The sequence below is a fragment of the Paracoccus methylovorus genome, assembly GCF_016919705.1.
In the GTDB taxonomy this organism is placed as follows: domain Bacteria; phylum Pseudomonadota; class Alphaproteobacteria; order Rhodobacterales; family Rhodobacteraceae; genus Paracoccus; species Paracoccus methylovorus.
On the sequence record NZ_CP070368.1, the window covers coordinates 1,971,256 to 1,986,941 of the forward strand.

Consider the following 15,686-nt stretch of genomic DNA (forward strand, 5'->3'; position numbering starts at 1 on the left):
GAGAGAGTGCGGATGGCCTATCAAGCCCCCGTCGAGCAAATCGAGTTCATTCTGAACCGGATCGTTTCGTTTCCGGAACTGTCCGGCACCGAACGCTTTGCCGAGGCGACGGCGGAAACCACGACCGCCATCCTGACCGAAGCCGGCAAGCTGGCGACCGAGGTCATCGCGCCGGTGAACCGCTTGGGCGACCTGACACCCGCGCGGCTGGAGAATGGCAAGCTGCGGTCAAGCCCCGGCTATGCCGAAGCTTTCCGCGCGCTGGCCGAGGGCGGCTGGATCGGCATCGCCGCCAGCCCCGAATATGGCGGCATGGGTCTGCCGCAGGCGCTGAACATGGCGGTGAACGAAATGGTGGCCTCGGGCTGCCTGGCGTTGCAGCTGAACCCGCTGCTGACGCAGGGCCAGATCGAGGCGCTGGAACATCACGGCAGCGAGGAACTGAAGGCGCTGTACCTGCCCAAGCTGATCTCGGGCGAATGGTCGGGGACGATGAACCTGACCGAGCCTCAGGCCGGATCGGACGTGGGGGCGCTGACCACAAAGGCCGAACGCGACGGCGACGGCTCGTATCGCGTCACCGGGCAAAAGATCTTCATCACCTGGGGCGACAGCGACGTGACTGAAAACGTCTGCCATCTGGTGCTGGCGCGCCTGCCCGACGGCGGCAAGGGAACGCGCGGCATCAGCCTGTTCATGGTGCCAAAGCTCATCCCCGACGAAAATGGCAACCCGGGCATTGCCAACGATCTGCGCGTCGTCAGTCTGGAACACAAGCTGGGCATCCACGGCAGCCCCACCTGCGTCATGAGCTTCGAGGGCGCAAAAGGCTGGCTCGTCGGCGAGGAAAACAAAGGCATGGCCGCCATGTTCACCATGATGAACGCGGCGCGTCTGGGCGTCGGCGTGCAGGGCGTGGCGCAGGCCGAGGCGGCGTTGCAGCAGGCCGTGACCTATGCGACCGAGCGCTTGCAGATGGGTCCGATCATCCGCCACCCCGACGTGCGCCGGATGCTGGCCGTCTCGCGGGCCGAAGTATTCGCCGCACGCGCCATCTGTCTGGCCTGTGCCGTGGCGCTGGACATGGCCCGGGCCACGGGGTCCGAGGAATGGGCCGCACGCGCCGCCCTGCTGACCCCCATCGCCAAGGCGCATGGCACCGATGTCGGCATGCGCGTCGCCGATACCGCCGTGCAAGTGCATGGCGGCATGGGTTATATCGAGGAAACCGGCGCCGCCCAATATCTGCGCGACGTTCGCATCACCGCCATTTACGAGGGCACGAACGGCATTCAGGCCATGGATCTGGTCGGCCGCAAGCTTGCCGATGGCGGCGCGGCGGCGATGGCGTTGCTGGACGAAATCCTTGACGGTGCAAAGGCCGCACAGACGGACGAGCCCGATCTGGCCAACCAGCTTTGGCAGGCCGCCGAGACCTTGCGCGAGGCGACGCAGGACCTGCTGGAACAGGACATGGCGGACCGTTTCGCCGGCGCCGTGCCCTATCTGTCCGCCTTTGCCCGGGTGCTGGGCGCGCATTACCATCTGCGCGCAGCGACCGGCGGCGGCAGCAAGGCGCTGGCGCGGTTGTATATCACCCGCATCCTGCCGCAATTCGCTGCCGATCTGGCCGCGGCGCGTGGCGGTGTGGGCGATCTGGAGGCGCTTGACGATGCCGTGCTCTCGGGTCAAATGACCGGGTGATACGCACCGAGACACATACCCCTCCGGCCGAGGGCGAGGCGCATGAGATCGCCCCCGGCGTATTCTGGTTCCAACTGCCCCTGCCCTTTAAGCCCGATACGGTCAACGCCTATGCCTTTCGCGACGCGGATGGCTGGACCGTGGTGGACACCGGCCTCGACACTCGTCGTGGGCGTGGTCTCTGGCAGGGTTTCCTGAAGGGGCCGCTGGCCGGCGCGCCGGTGACACGGCTGATCGCCACCCATCACCACATCGACCATATCGGCCTTGCCGGCTGGTTTCAGGCTCAGGGGGCCGAACTGTGGACTTCGCGCTCATCCTGGCTGATGGCGCGGATGGGGATTCTGGACGTGCAGGAACGCCCGACGCCTCAGGCCATCGCCTTTTGGCGTCAGGCCGGCATGCCGCCCGAACTGGTCGAGGAACGCAGCCACGAACGCCCCTTCAACAGCGCCGATGTCTGCGCCCCGCTGCCGCCCGGCTATCGCCGGCTGCACGAGGACCAGCAGATCGATTTCGGCGAGCGGCGCTGGATCGTGCGCATGGGCAATGGCCATGCGCCGGAACACGTCACGCTTTGGTCGCTGGACGACGATCTGGTAATCGGCGGCGATCAGATGCTGGCGACGATCTCGCCCAACCTGGGCGTCTATCCCACCGAACCCGAAGCCGATCCCGTCGGCGACTGGCTGGAAAGCTGCGAAAGGCTGGCGCAATTCGCCCGGGCCGATCAACTGGTCCTGCCCGGTCATAAGCTGCCATATCGTGGCCTGCCGACCCGGATGCGGCAACTGGCCGAGAACCAACGCGCCGCGCTTGCCCGGCTGCTGGACGGGCTGCGGCAAGAGCCGCTAAGCGTCGTGGATTGCTTTCCCCTGCTTTATCGACGCCAGATCGCCAAGCCGGAATTCGGCCTCGCCCTGGCCGAAGCGGTCGGGCATATCAACCACCTGCGCGGAAGCGGCCAGGTGTGGCCAATGGGCAAGACTGAAACCGGCACGGTGCTTTGGGGGGCGTGACACGCCTGCCGCCTTGCGCTATCCCTGCCCCAAGCATCGCATCGTTCACGGACAGGATCATGGTCTCGCATCACCAAATCACCGAACACAAGCATGGCGAAATGGACATCCGTCACCAGCAGGCGACCTTCGCCGGCTTCATCAAGACGTCGATCTGGGTCAGCGTCCTGACGATCTTCATTCTGGTGTTCATGGCCTTGGCCAACGCCTGATCCTGACCGGGGAAAAATCAAATATGCAAAGGCGTGCCTTCCTTGCGCTGGCGCTGCCAGCCGTGCTTGCGGCCTGCGGTGCCGATAACAAATGGGCCAGCGACGAATCGATCCGCCGAGTCCGCTATGTCGCGAACGAGCCGCCCTCGATCACGCTGTTCACCGTGATCGGCATACCGCGTGGCGAAGGCGGGCATTCCGCGTTGATGATCAACGGCAGCCAGCGCGTGATCTATGATCCCGCCGGCAGTTGGGAACATCCGTCGATCCCGGAACGGCGCGACGTGCTTTACGGCATCACGCCAAACTTCAAGAATTTCTATATCGATTATCACGCCCGCTCGACCTATTGGGTAGCCGAGGACACCGTGCAGGTGTCGCTGGCCGTTGCCGATGCGGCAATCCGCTCGGTCGAACAGCAGGGCCCCTCGAACAAAAGCTTCTGCGCCGTCAATACCGGCAAGGCGCTAAGCCGCGTGCCGGGCTTCGAAGGCGCGCCGACCGGCTTTTCGCCCCTCAAGCTGCGGGAATGGTTCCTGACCCTGCCGGGCGTGACCTCCAAGCGGCACATGGACGGCGACCCTGCCAACAATCACGACGTGCTGTTGCGCCAGAAAAGCGGTGTGATCGCCGGTTATGGCCGCGACGGCCAGCTTCACGTGATGAAGTAAAACGCCGTGTAAAGCGTGGCCATCCCGCTGAGGATGGCCGCCAGCACGTTGCGCGTCGTCACCCCCACTGCCACTGCCACAGCCGCCGCGATCATCCGCGCCGGGTCGGGTGCACCTTGCGTCGCAGCCGGCCAGACCACCAGCGGCGCCACGATCGCCGGCAGCACTCCAACCGCCGTATAGCGCAAAAGCCGCTGGGCCCAGAGCGGCATCGGCCGGTTGCCGAATGCCCCAAGAAAGGACCAGCGCAGCCCATAGGTCCCCAGCGCTATCGCCAGGATGATCAGCCAGATCGTAGCAGTGCTGTATCCGGTCATATGCGAGCCCTGTTGCGACGTTCCATCAACACTTCGACCCCCGCCCCGGTCAGCATCGCCAGAGGCGCGGTCACGAACAGCCCCAGCCCCGAGGGCAGGAATGCAAAGACCAGCGACCCCACGACTGCCACCAGCGCCGCCGCAACATGCGCCGGACTGCGCAGCATCGGCGCGATCAGCGCCAGAAATGTGATCGGCATGGCGAAATCCAGCGCCCAGTCCTCGGGGATCGCTTTGCCCAGCCAGACGCCCAGCAGCGTGGCCACCAGCCATGGCGGGCAGGTGGCAAGCACCGCGCCCAGAAAATAGCCGACCCGCTGTTCAAGGCTAAGCCGCGGGTGCTTTTCATAGTGCTGGATCGCCAGCGCATAGGTCTGGTCGATCAGCACATAGGCGATCCAGGCCCGGTCGCGCGGCTTGGCCCTGCCCAGCCACGGCACCAGCGAGGCCGAATACATCGCCATGCGCAGGTTCACCGCGATGGCCGAAACGATGACCACCAGCGCCGGGGCGTGATCGGTCATAAGTTGCACCGCCGTAAACTGCGAGGCCCCGGCCAGCACCAGCACGGTGAAGCCCAGGATCTCTGGCAGATCCAGCCCAGCCTCTGCGGCAACCACGCCGAACAGCATCCCAAAGGGCACGATTACCAGGATAAAGGACAGAGCCTGCAAAAAGCCATGCCGCACACATTGTGCCGGGCTGCGCTGCAGGGCGCGGCTCTGTTCGGGGGTCGGTCGGGGATGGGCCGAATGCTCGGCTTGCGCGGACATGGTGAAAATGGCTCGTAATACGGATATGGCTGGCGGCACATTGGCCAAAACCGCGACCCGTTACAAGGAGCCTCATGTCCGCAACTCTGCCCCCACCCTGCATCCTGCACGGCATCCCGCCCGAACTGCATGGGGCGGCGGCGGCGCTGTTCTGGCGGCATTTCGGCGCACAGATCCTGCCCTTACCGGTCGGGGCGCGGCGCGGCGTGGCGCTGATCCGCGCCGCCATGCAACCGCAACGGGCGCTGGTGGCGGTATCGCCCTCGGGGCGGCTTGTGGGGATGGCCGGCCTGCGCGACGCGACAGGCGGCTTTCTGGAGCCCGGCACCGACAGCTTTGTCACGGTCTGGGGTCCGCTGCAGGGGCGGCTGCATCATCTGGCGACAGGGCTTTTTCGGCCCGGGGCCGAAACTGCGGACCTTGTGCTGGACGGAATCGCCGTGCATTTGCAATACCGTCGGCAGGGCATCGCGCGGGCGCTGATTACCGCCGCCACCACCCATGCCCGCCAGCTTGGCCACCCGGCCCTGCTTGCCGAGGTCGAGGCCCGAAATCATGGTGCTCTGGCAGCATGGCAAGCGATGGGCTTTCAGCCGCAAGCCCGTCAAAGACTGGGCTGGCCGTGGTCCGCGCCTGCCCATGTGCTGCGCCTGACGGCTTAGCGCAGCGTCTCGTCACCATCGTCGGTTTGCGCGTCCGCACGACCCAGCATGCCCGTCACCTGCGCCAGCAGCACATATGCCCGGCCCGAGCGGGTCTCGGCCAGCGCGGCCAGCAATTGCGGATCGCCGTTGTCCTGTGCCTTGCGACTTAGCAACCGGTCGAAGTGGCGCAGGAAATGATGTGCGACATCGCGAAACACCTCATCGCCGCGCAGCATCGCCCCGGCACTGGCCAAGGCGGTCTCGTCGCGAATCACCGCCAGCGCGGCGACCGATTCGCCGCGCGCACCTTCGGCAAAGCGGCGCCACAGGGCGGGGTCGGTCTGGGGGACCGCAAGCTCATCCATGTAAACGCCCTGCCCGGCCAGCAAGGTGACCACATCCTGCGCGGCCCGGATCAGACGCGCCATGCCCGGATCGGCCAGCGCCAGCCGCAGGCAGCGAATCGCCTCTCGGTCCTCGGGTCCGTCGGGAAAGTTCAGGGCATAGAACAGCTCGGTGGCGGTCAGTTCGGTCGCGGGCGGCGAATCAAGCTCCAGCGTGGCCTGCCGTGTATCCGCCGTCGGACGCGGCGCGGGCGGAAGCGGGCTACGCGGGACTGCGGCGGCGGCTGGGTGCGGGGTCGCACGCGGCTCGATCACCGCCTCGGGCTGCGACGCGGGATCATGCTCTTGCATCCGGGTCAGCATGGCGCGCAGGTCTTCGGCCTCTTGGCGCAGCGAAAGCAGGCTGCGCGCGGACCAGACAGCCAGCCAGATCAACGCCAGAGGCAACAGCACGCCCACCAGCCAGACAATCCAGCCGGCCGCACCCTGCCCTTCGCCCTCGGGCCCGAAAAACGCGAAAAGCCCAACCAGCGCCAACCACGCCAGGCTGACTGCCGCGCCGATCGTCAGCAAACGGTCGCGGGACTGTTCGACAGCCAGCCGGCGCAGCGGATCAAGCGAACTCATGCGCCCAGCCCTACCCGGTCAGACATAGCGGATCGAGATGATCTCATAGGATTTTCCACCCCCCGGCGTCACCACTTCGACGCTGTCGCCTTCGTCCTTGCCGATCAGGGCGCGCGCCAAGGGCGAGCGGATGTTCAGCAACCCGCGTTCCAGATCGGCCTCGGCCTCGCCGACGATCTGATAGGTCCGTTCACCTTCGGTATCTTCGTCAAGCAGAGTAACGGTGGCGCCGAACTTGATGCTGCCGTTCAGCTTTGCCGGATCGATGACCTCGGCCCGGGAAATGATCATCTCCAGCTCTTTGATACGGCCTTCGACGAAGCTCTGCTTTTCCCGCGCGGCATGGTATTCGGCATTTTCCGACAAATCGCCATGCTCGCGCGCCTCGGCGATGGCACGGATCACCGCCGGACGCTGGACAGAGCGCAGTTCGCGCAGTTCCTCGTCCAACTGGTCATAGCCCGCGCGGGTCATCGGTATCTTTTCCATTCCAGTCCTTCCGGTCGCAACCGTGCGACGCCAATCAACGCGAAACAAGGTGTTGGAACGCCCCCGACCATTGGCCAGGGGCGCCCGCTGAAAATCCGAAAAGCATCGTGGCGCGATCCGGTCCCTGTTTCAAGTCCCGCCGAATAGGATCCGCAACAGCCCGCCGACAAAACGTCGCGAGTTGATTATCGTGCGTCGCGTTACGATTGCCCGCAAGAATATTACGCGCTAGGTCTTGCGCGCGAATTGTCGAGCTAGGGAAAGTTGGGGGCCAAGCCATGTCCGGAATTGAGCGCGAGTCGATGGAATACGACGTGGTTATCGTCGGCGGGGGTCCCAGCGGGCTGTCGGCGGCGATCCGGTTGAAGCAGGTCAACCCCGAGCTTTCGGTGGTGCTGCTGGAAAAGGGCTCCGAGATCGGCGCGCATATCCTGTCAGGCGCGGTGCTGGACACCTCGGGCCTCGACCGGCTGATCCCGGACTGGAAGGACAAGGGCGCCCCGATCACCACCAAGGTCACCTCGGACAACTTTTACCTGCTCGGCCCGCATGGCCAGATCCGGGTCCCGAACTGGCCCATGCCGCCGCTGATGTCGAACCACGGCAAATATATCGTCTCCATGGGCAATGTCTGTCGCTGGCTGGCCGAACAGGCCGAGGCGCTGGAGGTCGAGATCTTCCCCGGCATGGCCTGCTCGCAACTGGTCTACGAGGGCGACCGCGTCGCCGGCGTCGTGGCCGGCGAGATGGGGCTGAACGCCGATGGCACCCCCGGCCCGGCCTATGAGCCCGGCATGGAACTGCGCGGCAAATACGTCTTCATCGCCGAAGGCGTGCGCGGCTCGCTGGCCAAGGAGCTGATCGGCAAATACGATCTCTCGGCCGGCGTTGATCCGCAGAAATTCGGCCTCGGCATGAAAGAGATCTGGGAAATCGACCCCGCCAAGGCCCGCCCCGGCACGGTGACGCATACCATGGGCTGGCCCTTGGGCAAGAATGCCGGCGGCGGCAGCTTCATCTATCATCTGGAAGGAAATCAGGTGCTTGTCGGCTTTGTCGTGCACCTGAACTATGCCAATCCCCACGTTTACCCCTATATGGAGTTCCAGCGCTTCAAGCATCATCCGCTGGTCGCCGAACTGCTGGAGGGCGGCAAGCGCGTGGCTTACGGCGCAAGGGCGATCTCAGAGGGCGGCTGGCAGTCGATCCCCAGGCTTTCGGTGCCGGGCGCGGTGCTCTTGGGCTGCTCGGCCGGGCTGGTGAACGTGCCGCGCATCAAGGGCAATCATAACGCCATGCTGTCGGGCATCGCGGCGGCCGAGGCGGCGGCGGCGGCCATCGCCGCGGGCCGCGAGGGCGACGAGCTTGCCGATTACGAGGCCGATGTGCGCAGCGGTCCCATCGCCCGCGACCTGAAGCCGGTGCGCAACGTCAAGCCGCTGTGGTCCAAGCTGGGCCTGACCGCCAGCCTGATGCTGGGCGGCATGGACATGTGGGTGGCGAACCTGACCGGGTGGAACCCGCTAGGCACTTGGAAACACGGCAAATCCGACGCCGCGGCCACCGGCAAGGCCGCCGATTTCAAACCCATCGACTATCCCAAACCCGACGGCAAGCTCAGCTTCGACCGGCTGACCAACGTGGCGTTTTCCTTTACCAACCACGAGGAAAGCCAGCCTTGCCACCTGAAGCTGAAGGACCCCTCGATCCCGATCGCGGTGAACCTGCCGCTTTATGCCGAGCCGGCGCAGCGTTACTGCCCGGCCGGGGTCTATGAGGTGTTGGAAACGCCTGAGGGGCCGAAGTTCCAGATCAACTTCCAGAACTGCGTCCACTGCAAGACCTGCGACATCAAGGACCCCAGCCAGAACATCAACTGGACAACCCCGCAGGGCGGCGATGGGCCAAACTACCCGAATATGTGATCGCGCTGGCCGGCGCCGCCCCGGTCGCAGCGTTGCCCAATGGCGCCGCGCCGGCTAGGGTCGCGGCGCAAATCGCCAAGACATGGGCCCAAGTCGTGACCACAAGATTGCTCCCGCTGGCGCTGATCGCGCTGACCGCCGCGCCGCTGCCGATGCCTCTGGGCGTAGCCATGGCCGCACCCTCGCTTGCGCAGGCAGAAACGCCCGACGCCCCGCACAGCGAGCGGCCGGCGCATCGCCCGGACGAAGTGGCGCCCGACGTGCGCGGACTGTCCGGCCCCTACCTGGCCGGACGGCTGGCCGCCATCCAGAACGACTTTTCCACCGCCGCACGGTATTACCTGCAGGCGTTGGCCCATGACGACAGCGATGCCTTTCTGCAAGACAGCGCCCTCGTCGCGCTGATCGCTGCCGGAGAGATGGAGCGCGCCACCGCACTGGCCGGCACCATGTCCGATCAGGGTCGCGCCACCGAACTCGCGCGGCTGGTACAGCGCGCCGAGCTGGCCCACGCCGGACGCTGGGATGCGCTGATCGAGTCCATCGACACCGCCCCCTCGCCCGAGGACGATGCCGGCACCCCCGGCGGCGGCATGCTGATCGACGGCATGATGCGCGCATGGGCGCTGCTGGGTGCCGGAAAGGCCGGCGAATCACTGACCGCCTTCAAGAAGCTGGCCGAATTGCGCGGGGCGGCGCCGATGGTGAATTATCACCTGGCGCTTGCCAAGGCGCGGGTCGGCGATTTCGAAGGCGCGGAACTGTTGCTGGCCGATCCGGCCACGGGCGCGCATATCCTGGGCATCATCGCCCGCGCGCAGGTGCTGTCGCAACTCGAACGCAACAAGGACGCACTCGCCATGCTCGAGGCGACGCCCGGCCTGACCGAAGAGCCCTATCTTGTCGCGCTGCGCGACCGCATGGCGCGGGGCGAAACCTTGCCCTTCGATTCGCTGCGCGGACCGGCAGATGGCATGGCGCAGGTGTTCCTGACCTTCGCCTCGGTTCTGGCCACCAACGATGATCCCGATCCGCTGGCGCTGATCCATGCCCGTCTGGCCGAATATCTGGCCCCCCAACTGGGCGAGGCGCGTCTGTTGGCAGCGCAATTGTTGCAGGATTTCGGTCAGTTCGACCTGGCCGAACATGAATTCGAAGCCCTCCGCCAGCTTGGCGACATGCGCCCCGTCGCCGAGCTGACGCGCATCGACGCGCTGGCCCGCGCCGAACGGCTGCCGGACGCCGAAAAAGCCGCGCTGGCGCTGACCGACGCCCATCCCGAACTGGCCCAGGGCTGGATCGCGCTTGGCGACATGCTGCGCCAGCAGGACAAGTTCAGCGAGGCGGTGCCGGCTTACGACAAGGCGCTGAACCTGATCGCCGACGGAAATGCCGAAGCGCGCTGGTTCCCGCTTTATGCCCGTGGCATCGCGCTGGAAAGATCGGGACAATTTGCCAAGGCCGAAGCGGATTTTCGCGCCGCCCTCGCAATCCGTCCGGATTCCGCGCAGGTGCTGAACTATCTGGGTTACAGTCTGGTGGACCGCAACGAAAAGCTGGACGAAGCACTGGGACTGATCCAGCGCGCGGTCGAACTGCGTCCCGATGACGGCTATATCCTCGACTCGCTGGCCTGGGCCTATTTCCGCCTCAACCGCTACCCCGAGGCCGTGGCGCCGATGGAACGCGCAGTGGCGGCCATGGCCAGCGATTCGCTGGTCAACGACCATATGGGCGACATCTACTGGATGGTTGGTCGCAAGCGCGAAGCCGAAATCCAATGGCACCGCGCCCTGTCGCTGAAGCCAGAAACCGAGGAAGAGGCGCACCGTATCCGCACCAAGCTGGAACGCGGCCTCGATGCGGTGCTTGAGGAAGAAAAGGCCAATGGCGGCAAATTGCCCCCGCCGCCGGAGCCGGAACAAGAACCGGCCAAGGTCGACTGAGCCATGCCCCTGCCACGGCGCGAAGCCGCGCCCGCCAAGCTGAACCTGACCCTGCACGTGACCGGCCGCCGCCCCGACGGCTATCACCTTCTCGATTCGCTGGTGGTGTTTCTGGAACTTGGCGACGTCGTGACCGTGACCCCGGGCCCCTTGTCGCTTAGCCTGACGGGCCCTTTCGCCCAAGGGTTGGCGGCCGAACCGAACAATCTCTGCCTGCGAGCCGCCCGGCTGGCGGAACGCGATGTGCGGATCACGCTGGAAAAGAACCTGCCGGTGGCTTCGGGCATCGGCGGCGGCTCGGCCGATGCGGCCGCCGTGCTGCGTGCGCTCGACGCCCAGCCCGACCGGCTGGAGACGCTGGGCGCCGATGTCCCCGCCTGTCTGGCCAGCCACCCGGTGCGGATGCAAGGTCTGGGAGAGATTCTGGCGCCGCTGCCGCCCCTGCCCGAACTGCACGTGCTGCTGGTCAATCCCGGCCACAGCCTGCCGACGCCGGATGTATTCAACGCTTTGGAACGGCGCGACAACCCGCCCATGCCTGACCGCCTGCCCGGTTTTCCCGACACCCACGCGCTGATCGGCTTTCTGCAAGAATGCCGCAACGATCTCGAGGCGCCGGCCATCCGCCTGATGCCTGAAATCGCCGACTGCCTTGCCGCGATCCGCGCGGCAGGTGCCACGCTGACCCGTATGTCGGGCTCGGGTGCGACCTGCTTCGGGCTGTTCACCGACGCGGACAGGGCCAAGGCCGCCCGCGACCGCATCGCCAGCGCAGCACCCGGCTGGTGGGTGGCTGCATCTGGACTTGCGCCCGCAAAGCTCTAACCTGCCGCCAAATCCAAAAGGGGGAAACCATGCTGCGCCTCGGCGTCAACATCGATCACGTCGCCACCATCCGCAACGCCCGCGGCACGCCCTGGCCCGACCCGTTGCGCGCGGCGAAACTGGCCGAAGAGGCAGGCGCCGACGGCATCACCGCCCATCTGCGCGAAGATCGCCGCCATATCTCGGACCACGACATCGACCGTCTGATGGCCGAACTGCATTTGCCGCTGAACCTGGAAATGGCCGCAACACCGGAAATGCAGGCCATTGCCCTGCGCCACCGTCCGCATGCCGTCTGCATCGTCCCCGAAAAGCGCGAAGAACGCACGACTGAGGGCGGGCTGGACGTGGCCGGCAACGAAGCCTTCCTCGCAGATTTCATCGCGCCCCTGCGCAACGCGGGCTGCCGCGTCTCGCTGTTCATCGGCCATGAGGCCCGGCAGATCGAGGCCGCCGCACGTATCGGCGCGGCGGTGGTCGAACTGCACACCGGCGCCTATTGCGACTTCGATACCGAGGGCCGCCCGGCCGAACGCGACCTGGAACTCGAAGCGCTGCGCAAGGCCGCCGCACAGGCGCATCTTCTGGGGCTCGAGGTTCATGCCGGCCACGGCCTGACCTTCGACACGGTGGGTCCCATCGCCGCCATCCCCGAACTGCGCGAACTGAACATCGGCCACTTCCTGATCGCCGAATCGGTCTTTCTCGGCCTCGGCCCCGCAATCCGCGAAATGCGCAGCCGGATGGATGTGGCGCCCGGCTGACTTCTTCGTTGTCCAAATACCCATATAACGACAGGACCAATCAGGCGCATGATTCTCGGCATAGGCTCGGATCTTTGCAACATCGACCGGATCGCGGGCGTGCTTGCCCGCCACGGCGACCGCTTTCGCCGCCGCGTCTTCACCGAGACCGAACTGGCGCTGGCGGCCCGCCGCCGGCACGAGGCCGCGACGCTGGCCAAACGCTGGGCCGCGAAAGAGGCCTGCTCCAAGGCGCTGGGAACCGGCCTCGCCATGGGAATCGCATGGCGCGACATGGCGGTCAAAAACCTGCGCACCGGCCAGCCAACCATGGAACTGACCGGCTGGGCGGCGCAGCGACTGGCCGAAATGACGCCGCCCGGACACAGCGCCCGGGTGTATGTGACGCTGACCGACGACCACCCCTGGGCGCAGGCCTTCGTGGTGATCGAAGCGCTTGCCGACGACGCGTGGGCCGGCACGACTTGACTTTGCCGCCCGCCGCACCCCATGAACGCGCGGACTTGCCGATGAAGGGAATGGCATAAATGGCCAAAAGCGAAGCCCGCAAGGATGGGGGCATCTGGGAAACCGTCAAGACCATTTTCTGGGCGTTGGTGATCGCAGGCGTGTTCCGCACCCTGTTTTTCCAGCCGTTCTGGATTCCTTCCGGCAGCATGAAGGACACGCTGCTGATCGGCGACTTCCTGTTCGTGAACAAGATGGCCTATGGCTATTCGCAGGTGTCCTGTCCCTTCTCGATGTGCCCGATCCAAGGTCGCATCCTGGGCTCGGACCCCGAGCGCGGCGATGTGGTGGTCTTTCGCCACCCGACGCGGGGCGACGATTTCATCAAGCGGGTGATCGGCCTGCCCGGCGACCGCGTCCAGATGAAGAACGGCGTGCTCTGGATCAACGGGCAAGAGGTGCCGCAGCAGCCCGCCGGCACCTTTACCGAACCCTATGCACCGCAGGGACCGCAGCAAACCCTGCCGAAATGCCGCAATGAGCCGGTGCCGCAGGGCGGGCTTTGCGAAAAGGACCGCTATACCGAAACGCTGCCGAACGGCGTGGCGCATGACGTGCTGAACATCTTTGACAACGGCCCGGGCGACAACACCGCCGAATTCACCGTGCCCGAGGGCAACTTTTTCTTCCTCGGCGACAACCGCGACAATTCGGGCGACTCGCGTTGGCCCGCGGCTGTGGGCGGCGTCGGCATGGTGCCTGCGGAATACCTGATCGGGCGTGCCGATCGCATCATGTTCTCGTCGGCCGGCAAATCGCTGCTCTATTTCTGGACCTGGCGGGCGGATCGTTTCTTCAAGGCCGTGAACTAGGGATGAATTGCCGCGGCACCCCCTGCCGTGGCAGGATCGGTACATGAAGATTTCCGCAGACCTGCGCGCATTCTCGGATCGGCTGGGGTATGAATTCTCGCAGCCCGAACTGTTGCGCCGCGCCCTGACCCACGGCTCGATCGCCAGCACGACGCGGCCCGACAACCAGCGACTGGAGTTCCTGGGCGACCGCGTCCTGGGCCTGACCATTGCCGAGGCGCTGTTCTCGGCCGACCGCGGTGCTACCGAGGGGCAACTTGCGCCGCGCTACAACACGCTGGTCAAGGGCGAAACCTGCGCCGCCGTCGCCCGCGAAATCGGGCTGGGCGAAGTGCTGAAGCTCGGCCGGTCCGAGATGATGTCGGGCGGGCGCCGCAAAGAGGCACTGTTGGCGGACGCGATGGAGGCAGTGATCGCCGCCGTCTATCTTGACGCAGGCTTCGAGGCGGCGCGCGCGGTCATCCTGGCCCTTTGGGCGGATCGGCTGGCCAACGTCGAAACCGATGCCCGCGATGCCAAGACGGCATTGCAGGAATGGGCACAGGCGCAGGGCATGAGCCCGCCGCGCTATATCCAGACCGCGCGTTCGGGACCCGATCATGCGCCGGAATTCGAAATCACCGTGCGGCTGGACAACGGCCGCGAAGCCGCAGCCAGCGGCAGAGGAACCAAACGCAGCATCGAACAGGCGGCCGCCTCGGCAATGCTGGAACAGATCGAAGGCAAAACATGACCCAGACACGCGCAGGCTTCGTCGCCCTGATCGGCGAGCCGAACGCCGGGAAATCCACCTTGCTGAACCGCATGGTCGGGGCCAAGATCTCGATCGTGACGCATAAGGTGCAGACCACCCGCGCCCGCATTCGCGGCATCGCCATGAAGGACGCATCACAGATCGTCTTTGTGGATACGCCCGGCATCTTTCGTCCGCGCCGGCGGCTGGACCGCTCGATGGTCAAGGCCGCATGGGGCGGGGCGGCGGATGCGGATGTAATCCTTTTGCTGATCGAGGCGCATCGCGGCCTGACCGACGGCGCGCAGGCGATCATCGACCAGTTGCGCGAACATTCCGGCAATACTCCGGTCGCGCTGATCATCAACAAGATCGACCGGGTGAAATCCGAGGTGCTGCTGGCCCTGTCGCAAAAGGTCAACGCAGCCTTTGAATTCACCCGCACCTTCATGATCTCGGCCGAAAAGGGTTATGGCTGCGACGACCTGCTGTCCTGGCTGGCGCAGGAAGTGCCCGAAGGACCCTGGCTTTACCCCGAGGATCAGGTCGCCGACCTGCCCATGCGCATGATCGCCGCCGAGATCACCCGCGAAAAGCTGACCCTGCGGCTGCACGAGGAAATCCCCTATCAGCTGACGGTCGAGACCGAAGCGTGGGAGGAACGCAAGGACGGTTCGGTCCGGGTGGACCAACTGGTCTATGTCGCCCGCCCCGGACACAAGGGCATCGTTCTGGGCAAAGGCGGCGAAACGATCAAGGCTGTCGGCCAAGCGGCCCGCGCAGAGCTGGCCGAGTTCATGGGCCGCCCCGTCCATCTGTTCCTGCAGGTGAAGGTGCGCGAAAACTGGCTGGACGAAGCCGAACGGTATAACGAAATGGGCCTCGATTTCCGCGACGGCGATGCCTGAGGCACGGCTGGCTGCCGGCATCTGGGTCGCAGCCTACCTGCGCCGGCTGTCGCTGGCCGACATCCCGGCCTATGTCACCCGTCATGGCGACGATACCGCCGGTGCGGTCATGGTGAAATGCGCCACGCTGGACGGGCGCGCCAGCCTGTGGATCCGGGAATGGAACTTCGAAACCGACCAGCGGATCTGGATGCAGTTGAACGAGGCCGAGGAGCGCGAAATCGACGCCGAGATCGCGCGAAACGCCGCCCGCGACCCCGATCTGTGGGTGATCGAGATCGAAAGCCGCAGTGCCCGCACGCTGCTGGACGAACCGGGGCTGGCATGAGCCCAGAGGCAAGGTCGGCATGGGTATTTGGGCAACGAAGAAGCCTTGTCTTGCAGCGGAAACTGCCGGCGCGCGACAGCGCCGGTGTGTTATCGGCCGACAGGCAGAGCATGGCCCTAAATCTTGTGGCTTTCCCGT

Annotated in this window: 18 protein-coding genes; 14 read left to right on the forward strand and 4 right to left on the reverse strand. The window is 65.6% G+C overall.

Annotated elements, in window-relative coordinates:
- Positions 1-12 precede the first annotated feature (12 nt).
- From JWJ88_RS09815 to JWJ88_RS09830, 4 genes are read left to right on the forward strand one after another with little or no spacing between them, the layout of a single operon-like run.
- The gene (locus JWJ88_RS09815) at positions 13-1,704 is read left to right on the forward strand and encodes an acyl-CoA dehydrogenase (RefSeq protein ID WP_205293888.1); all 1,692 of its coding nucleotides are present in this window, start codon (positions 13-15) and stop codon (positions 1,702-1,704) included.
- Entirely contained in the window at positions 1,701-2,723 is a 1,023-nt protein-coding gene (locus JWJ88_RS09820) for an MBL fold metallo-hydrolase (RefSeq protein WP_205293889.1), read from the forward strand. Before JWJ88_RS09815 ends, JWJ88_RS09820 begins: the two co-directional genes overlap by 4 nt.
- A 59-nt stretch (positions 2,724-2,782) precedes the next feature.
- Positions 2,783-2,935: an aa3-type cytochrome c oxidase subunit IV gene (locus JWJ88_RS09825; protein WP_205293890.1), complete on the forward strand. Its 153-nt coding sequence runs from the start codon at positions 2,783-2,785 to the stop codon at positions 2,933-2,935.
- A gap of 23 nt (positions 2,936-2,958) precedes the next feature.
- A complete protein-coding gene (locus JWJ88_RS09830; protein WP_205293891.1) occupies positions 2,959-3,606 on the forward strand; it encodes a hypothetical protein in 648 nt (215 codons plus the stop codon).
- Here the strand turns inward: JWJ88_RS09830 and JWJ88_RS09835 are convergent.
- Together JWJ88_RS09835 and JWJ88_RS09840 are read right to left on the reverse strand one after the other, a co-directional pair.
- The gene (locus JWJ88_RS09835) at positions 3,591-3,923 is read right to left on the reverse strand and encodes an AzlD domain-containing protein (protein WP_205293892.1); all 333 of its coding nucleotides are present in this window, start codon (positions 3,921-3,923) and stop codon (positions 3,591-3,593) included. The two genes, JWJ88_RS09830 and JWJ88_RS09835, sit on opposite strands and share 16 nt — an antisense overlap.
- The gene (locus JWJ88_RS09840) at positions 3,920-4,696 is read right to left on the reverse strand and encodes an AzlC family ABC transporter permease (protein ID WP_205293893.1); all 777 of its coding nucleotides are present in this window, start codon (positions 4,694-4,696) and stop codon (positions 3,920-3,922) included. Before JWJ88_RS09840 ends, JWJ88_RS09835 begins: the two co-directional genes overlap by 4 nt.
- A gap of 74 nt (positions 4,697-4,770) precedes the next feature.
- Here JWJ88_RS09840 and JWJ88_RS09845 point away from each other — a divergent pair, with 74 nt between their 5' ends.
- Positions 4,771-5,358, forward strand: coding sequence for a GNAT family N-acetyltransferase (locus tag JWJ88_RS09845; protein ID WP_205293894.1), 588 nt, complete (start codon positions 4,771-4,773; stop codon positions 5,356-5,358).
- Here JWJ88_RS09845 and JWJ88_RS09850 read toward each other — a convergent pair.
- Entirely contained in the window at positions 5,355-6,311 is a 957-nt protein-coding gene (locus JWJ88_RS09850; protein WP_205293895.1) for an RAD23 family protein, read from the reverse strand. The two genes, JWJ88_RS09845 and JWJ88_RS09850, sit on opposite strands and share 4 nt — an antisense overlap.
- A gap of 18 nt (positions 6,312-6,329) precedes the next feature.
- Entirely contained in the window at positions 6,330-6,800 is a 471-nt protein-coding gene (greA, locus tag JWJ88_RS09855; protein ID WP_205293896.1) for a transcription elongation factor GreA, read from the reverse strand.
- Between the two features lie 278 nt (positions 6,801-7,078).
- On the opposite strand from greA, the gene JWJ88_RS09860 reads away from it, so the two are divergent.
- The 9 genes from JWJ88_RS09860 to JWJ88_RS09900 all read left to right on the forward strand — a co-directional run bounded on the left by JWJ88_RS09860 (position 7,079) and on the right by JWJ88_RS09900 (position 15,548).
- The gene (locus JWJ88_RS09860) at positions 7,079-8,725 is read left to right on the forward strand and encodes an electron transfer flavoprotein-ubiquinone oxidoreductase (RefSeq protein ID WP_205293897.1); all 1,647 of its coding nucleotides are present in this window, start codon (positions 7,079-7,081) and stop codon (positions 8,723-8,725) included.
- Between the two features lie 95 nt (positions 8,726-8,820).
- Positions 8,821-10,671: a tetratricopeptide repeat protein gene (locus JWJ88_RS09865; protein ID WP_240200153.1), complete on the forward strand. Its 1,851-nt coding sequence runs from the start codon at positions 8,821-8,823 to the stop codon at positions 10,669-10,671.
- Between the two features lie 3 nt (positions 10,672-10,674).
- Entirely contained in the window at positions 10,675-11,496 is an 822-nt protein-coding gene (locus tag JWJ88_RS09870) for a 4-(cytidine 5'-diphospho)-2-C-methyl-D-erythritol kinase (RefSeq protein WP_205293899.1), read from the forward strand.
- Positions 11,497-11,525: 29 nt separating this feature from the next.
- Positions 11,526-12,260: a pyridoxine 5'-phosphate synthase gene (locus JWJ88_RS09875; RefSeq protein WP_205293900.1), complete on the forward strand. Its 735-nt coding sequence runs from the start codon at positions 11,526-11,528 to the stop codon at positions 12,258-12,260.
- A 48-nt stretch (positions 12,261-12,308) separates the two neighbouring features.
- On the forward strand, positions 12,309-12,728 hold the full coding sequence (gene acpS, locus JWJ88_RS09880) for a holo-ACP synthase (protein ID WP_205293901.1): 420 nt from the start codon (positions 12,309-12,311) through the stop codon (positions 12,726-12,728).
- 59 nt (positions 12,729-12,787) lie between these two features.
- A complete protein-coding gene (lepB, locus tag JWJ88_RS09885) occupies positions 12,788-13,579 on the forward strand; it encodes a signal peptidase I (RefSeq protein WP_205293902.1) in 792 nt (263 codons plus the stop codon).
- Positions 13,580-13,622: 43 nt separating this feature from the next.
- Positions 13,623-14,312 (forward strand): ribonuclease III, encoded by a 690-nt coding sequence (rnc, locus tag JWJ88_RS09890; RefSeq protein WP_205293903.1) that lies wholly within the window; start codon positions 13,623-13,625, stop codon positions 14,310-14,312.
- Positions 14,309-15,220: a GTPase Era gene (gene era / locus JWJ88_RS09895; RefSeq protein ID WP_205293904.1), complete on the forward strand. Its 912-nt coding sequence runs from the start codon at positions 14,309-14,311 to the stop codon at positions 15,218-15,220. The genes rnc and era overlap by 4 nt, the downstream gene beginning before the upstream one ends.
- A complete protein-coding gene (locus JWJ88_RS09900) occupies positions 15,213-15,548 on the forward strand; it encodes a DUF1491 family protein (protein ID WP_205293905.1) in 336 nt (111 codons plus the stop codon). Before era ends, JWJ88_RS09900 begins: the two co-directional genes overlap by 8 nt.
- The last annotated feature ends 138 nt before the right edge of the window (positions 15,549-15,686 follow it).

Excerpts from the sequence above, each read along its gene's own strand:
- JWJ88_RS09870 (WP_205293899.1), top strand. The coding sequence starts at position 10,675 with ATGCCCCTGCCACGGCGCGAAGCCGCGCCCGCCAAGCTGAACCTGACC.
- JWJ88_RS09815 (WP_205293888.1), top strand. The coding sequence starts at position 13 with ATGGCCTATCAAGCCCCCGTCGAGCAAATCGAGTTCATTCTGAACCGG.
- JWJ88_RS09840 (WP_205293893.1), bottom strand. The coding sequence starts at position 4,696 with ATGTCCGCGCAAGCCGAGCATTCGGCCCATCCCCGACCGACCCCCGAA.
- JWJ88_RS09875 (WP_205293900.1), top strand. The coding sequence starts at position 11,526 with ATGCTGCGCCTCGGCGTCAACATCGATCACGTCGCCACCATCCGCAAC.
- JWJ88_RS09825 (WP_205293890.1), top strand. The coding sequence starts at position 2,783 with ATGGTCTCGCATCACCAAATCACCGAACACAAGCATGGCGAAATGGAC.
- JWJ88_RS09860 (WP_205293897.1), top strand. The coding sequence starts at position 7,079 with ATGTCCGGAATTGAGCGCGAGTCGATGGAATACGACGTGGTTATCGTC.
- era (WP_205293904.1), top strand. The coding sequence starts at position 14,309 with ATGACCCAGACACGCGCAGGCTTCGTCGCCCTGATCGGCGAGCCGAAC.
- lepB (WP_205293902.1), top strand. The coding sequence starts at position 12,788 with ATGGCCAAAAGCGAAGCCCGCAAGGATGGGGGCATCTGGGAAACCGTC.
- JWJ88_RS09900 (WP_205293905.1), top strand. The coding sequence starts at position 15,213 with ATGCCTGAGGCACGGCTGGCTGCCGGCATCTGGGTCGCAGCCTACCTG.
- JWJ88_RS09830 (WP_205293891.1), top strand. The coding sequence starts at position 2,959 with ATGCAAAGGCGTGCCTTCCTTGCGCTGGCGCTGCCAGCCGTGCTTGCG.
- rnc (WP_205293903.1), top strand. The coding sequence starts at position 13,623 with ATGAAGATTTCCGCAGACCTGCGCGCATTCTCGGATCGGCTGGGGTAT.
- JWJ88_RS09850 (WP_205293895.1), bottom strand. The coding sequence starts at position 6,311 with ATGAGTTCGCTTGATCCGCTGCGCCGGCTGGCTGTCGAACAGTCCCGC.
- JWJ88_RS09835 (WP_205293892.1), bottom strand. The coding sequence starts at position 3,923 with ATGACCGGATACAGCACTGCTACGATCTGGCTGATCATCCTGGCGATA.
- acpS (WP_205293901.1), top strand. The coding sequence starts at position 12,309 with ATGATTCTCGGCATAGGCTCGGATCTTTGCAACATCGACCGGATCGCG.
- JWJ88_RS09845 (WP_205293894.1), top strand. The coding sequence starts at position 4,771 with ATGTCCGCAACTCTGCCCCCACCCTGCATCCTGCACGGCATCCCGCCC.
- greA (WP_205293896.1), bottom strand. The coding sequence starts at position 6,800 with ATGGAAAAGATACCGATGACCCGCGCGGGCTATGACCAGTTGGACGAG.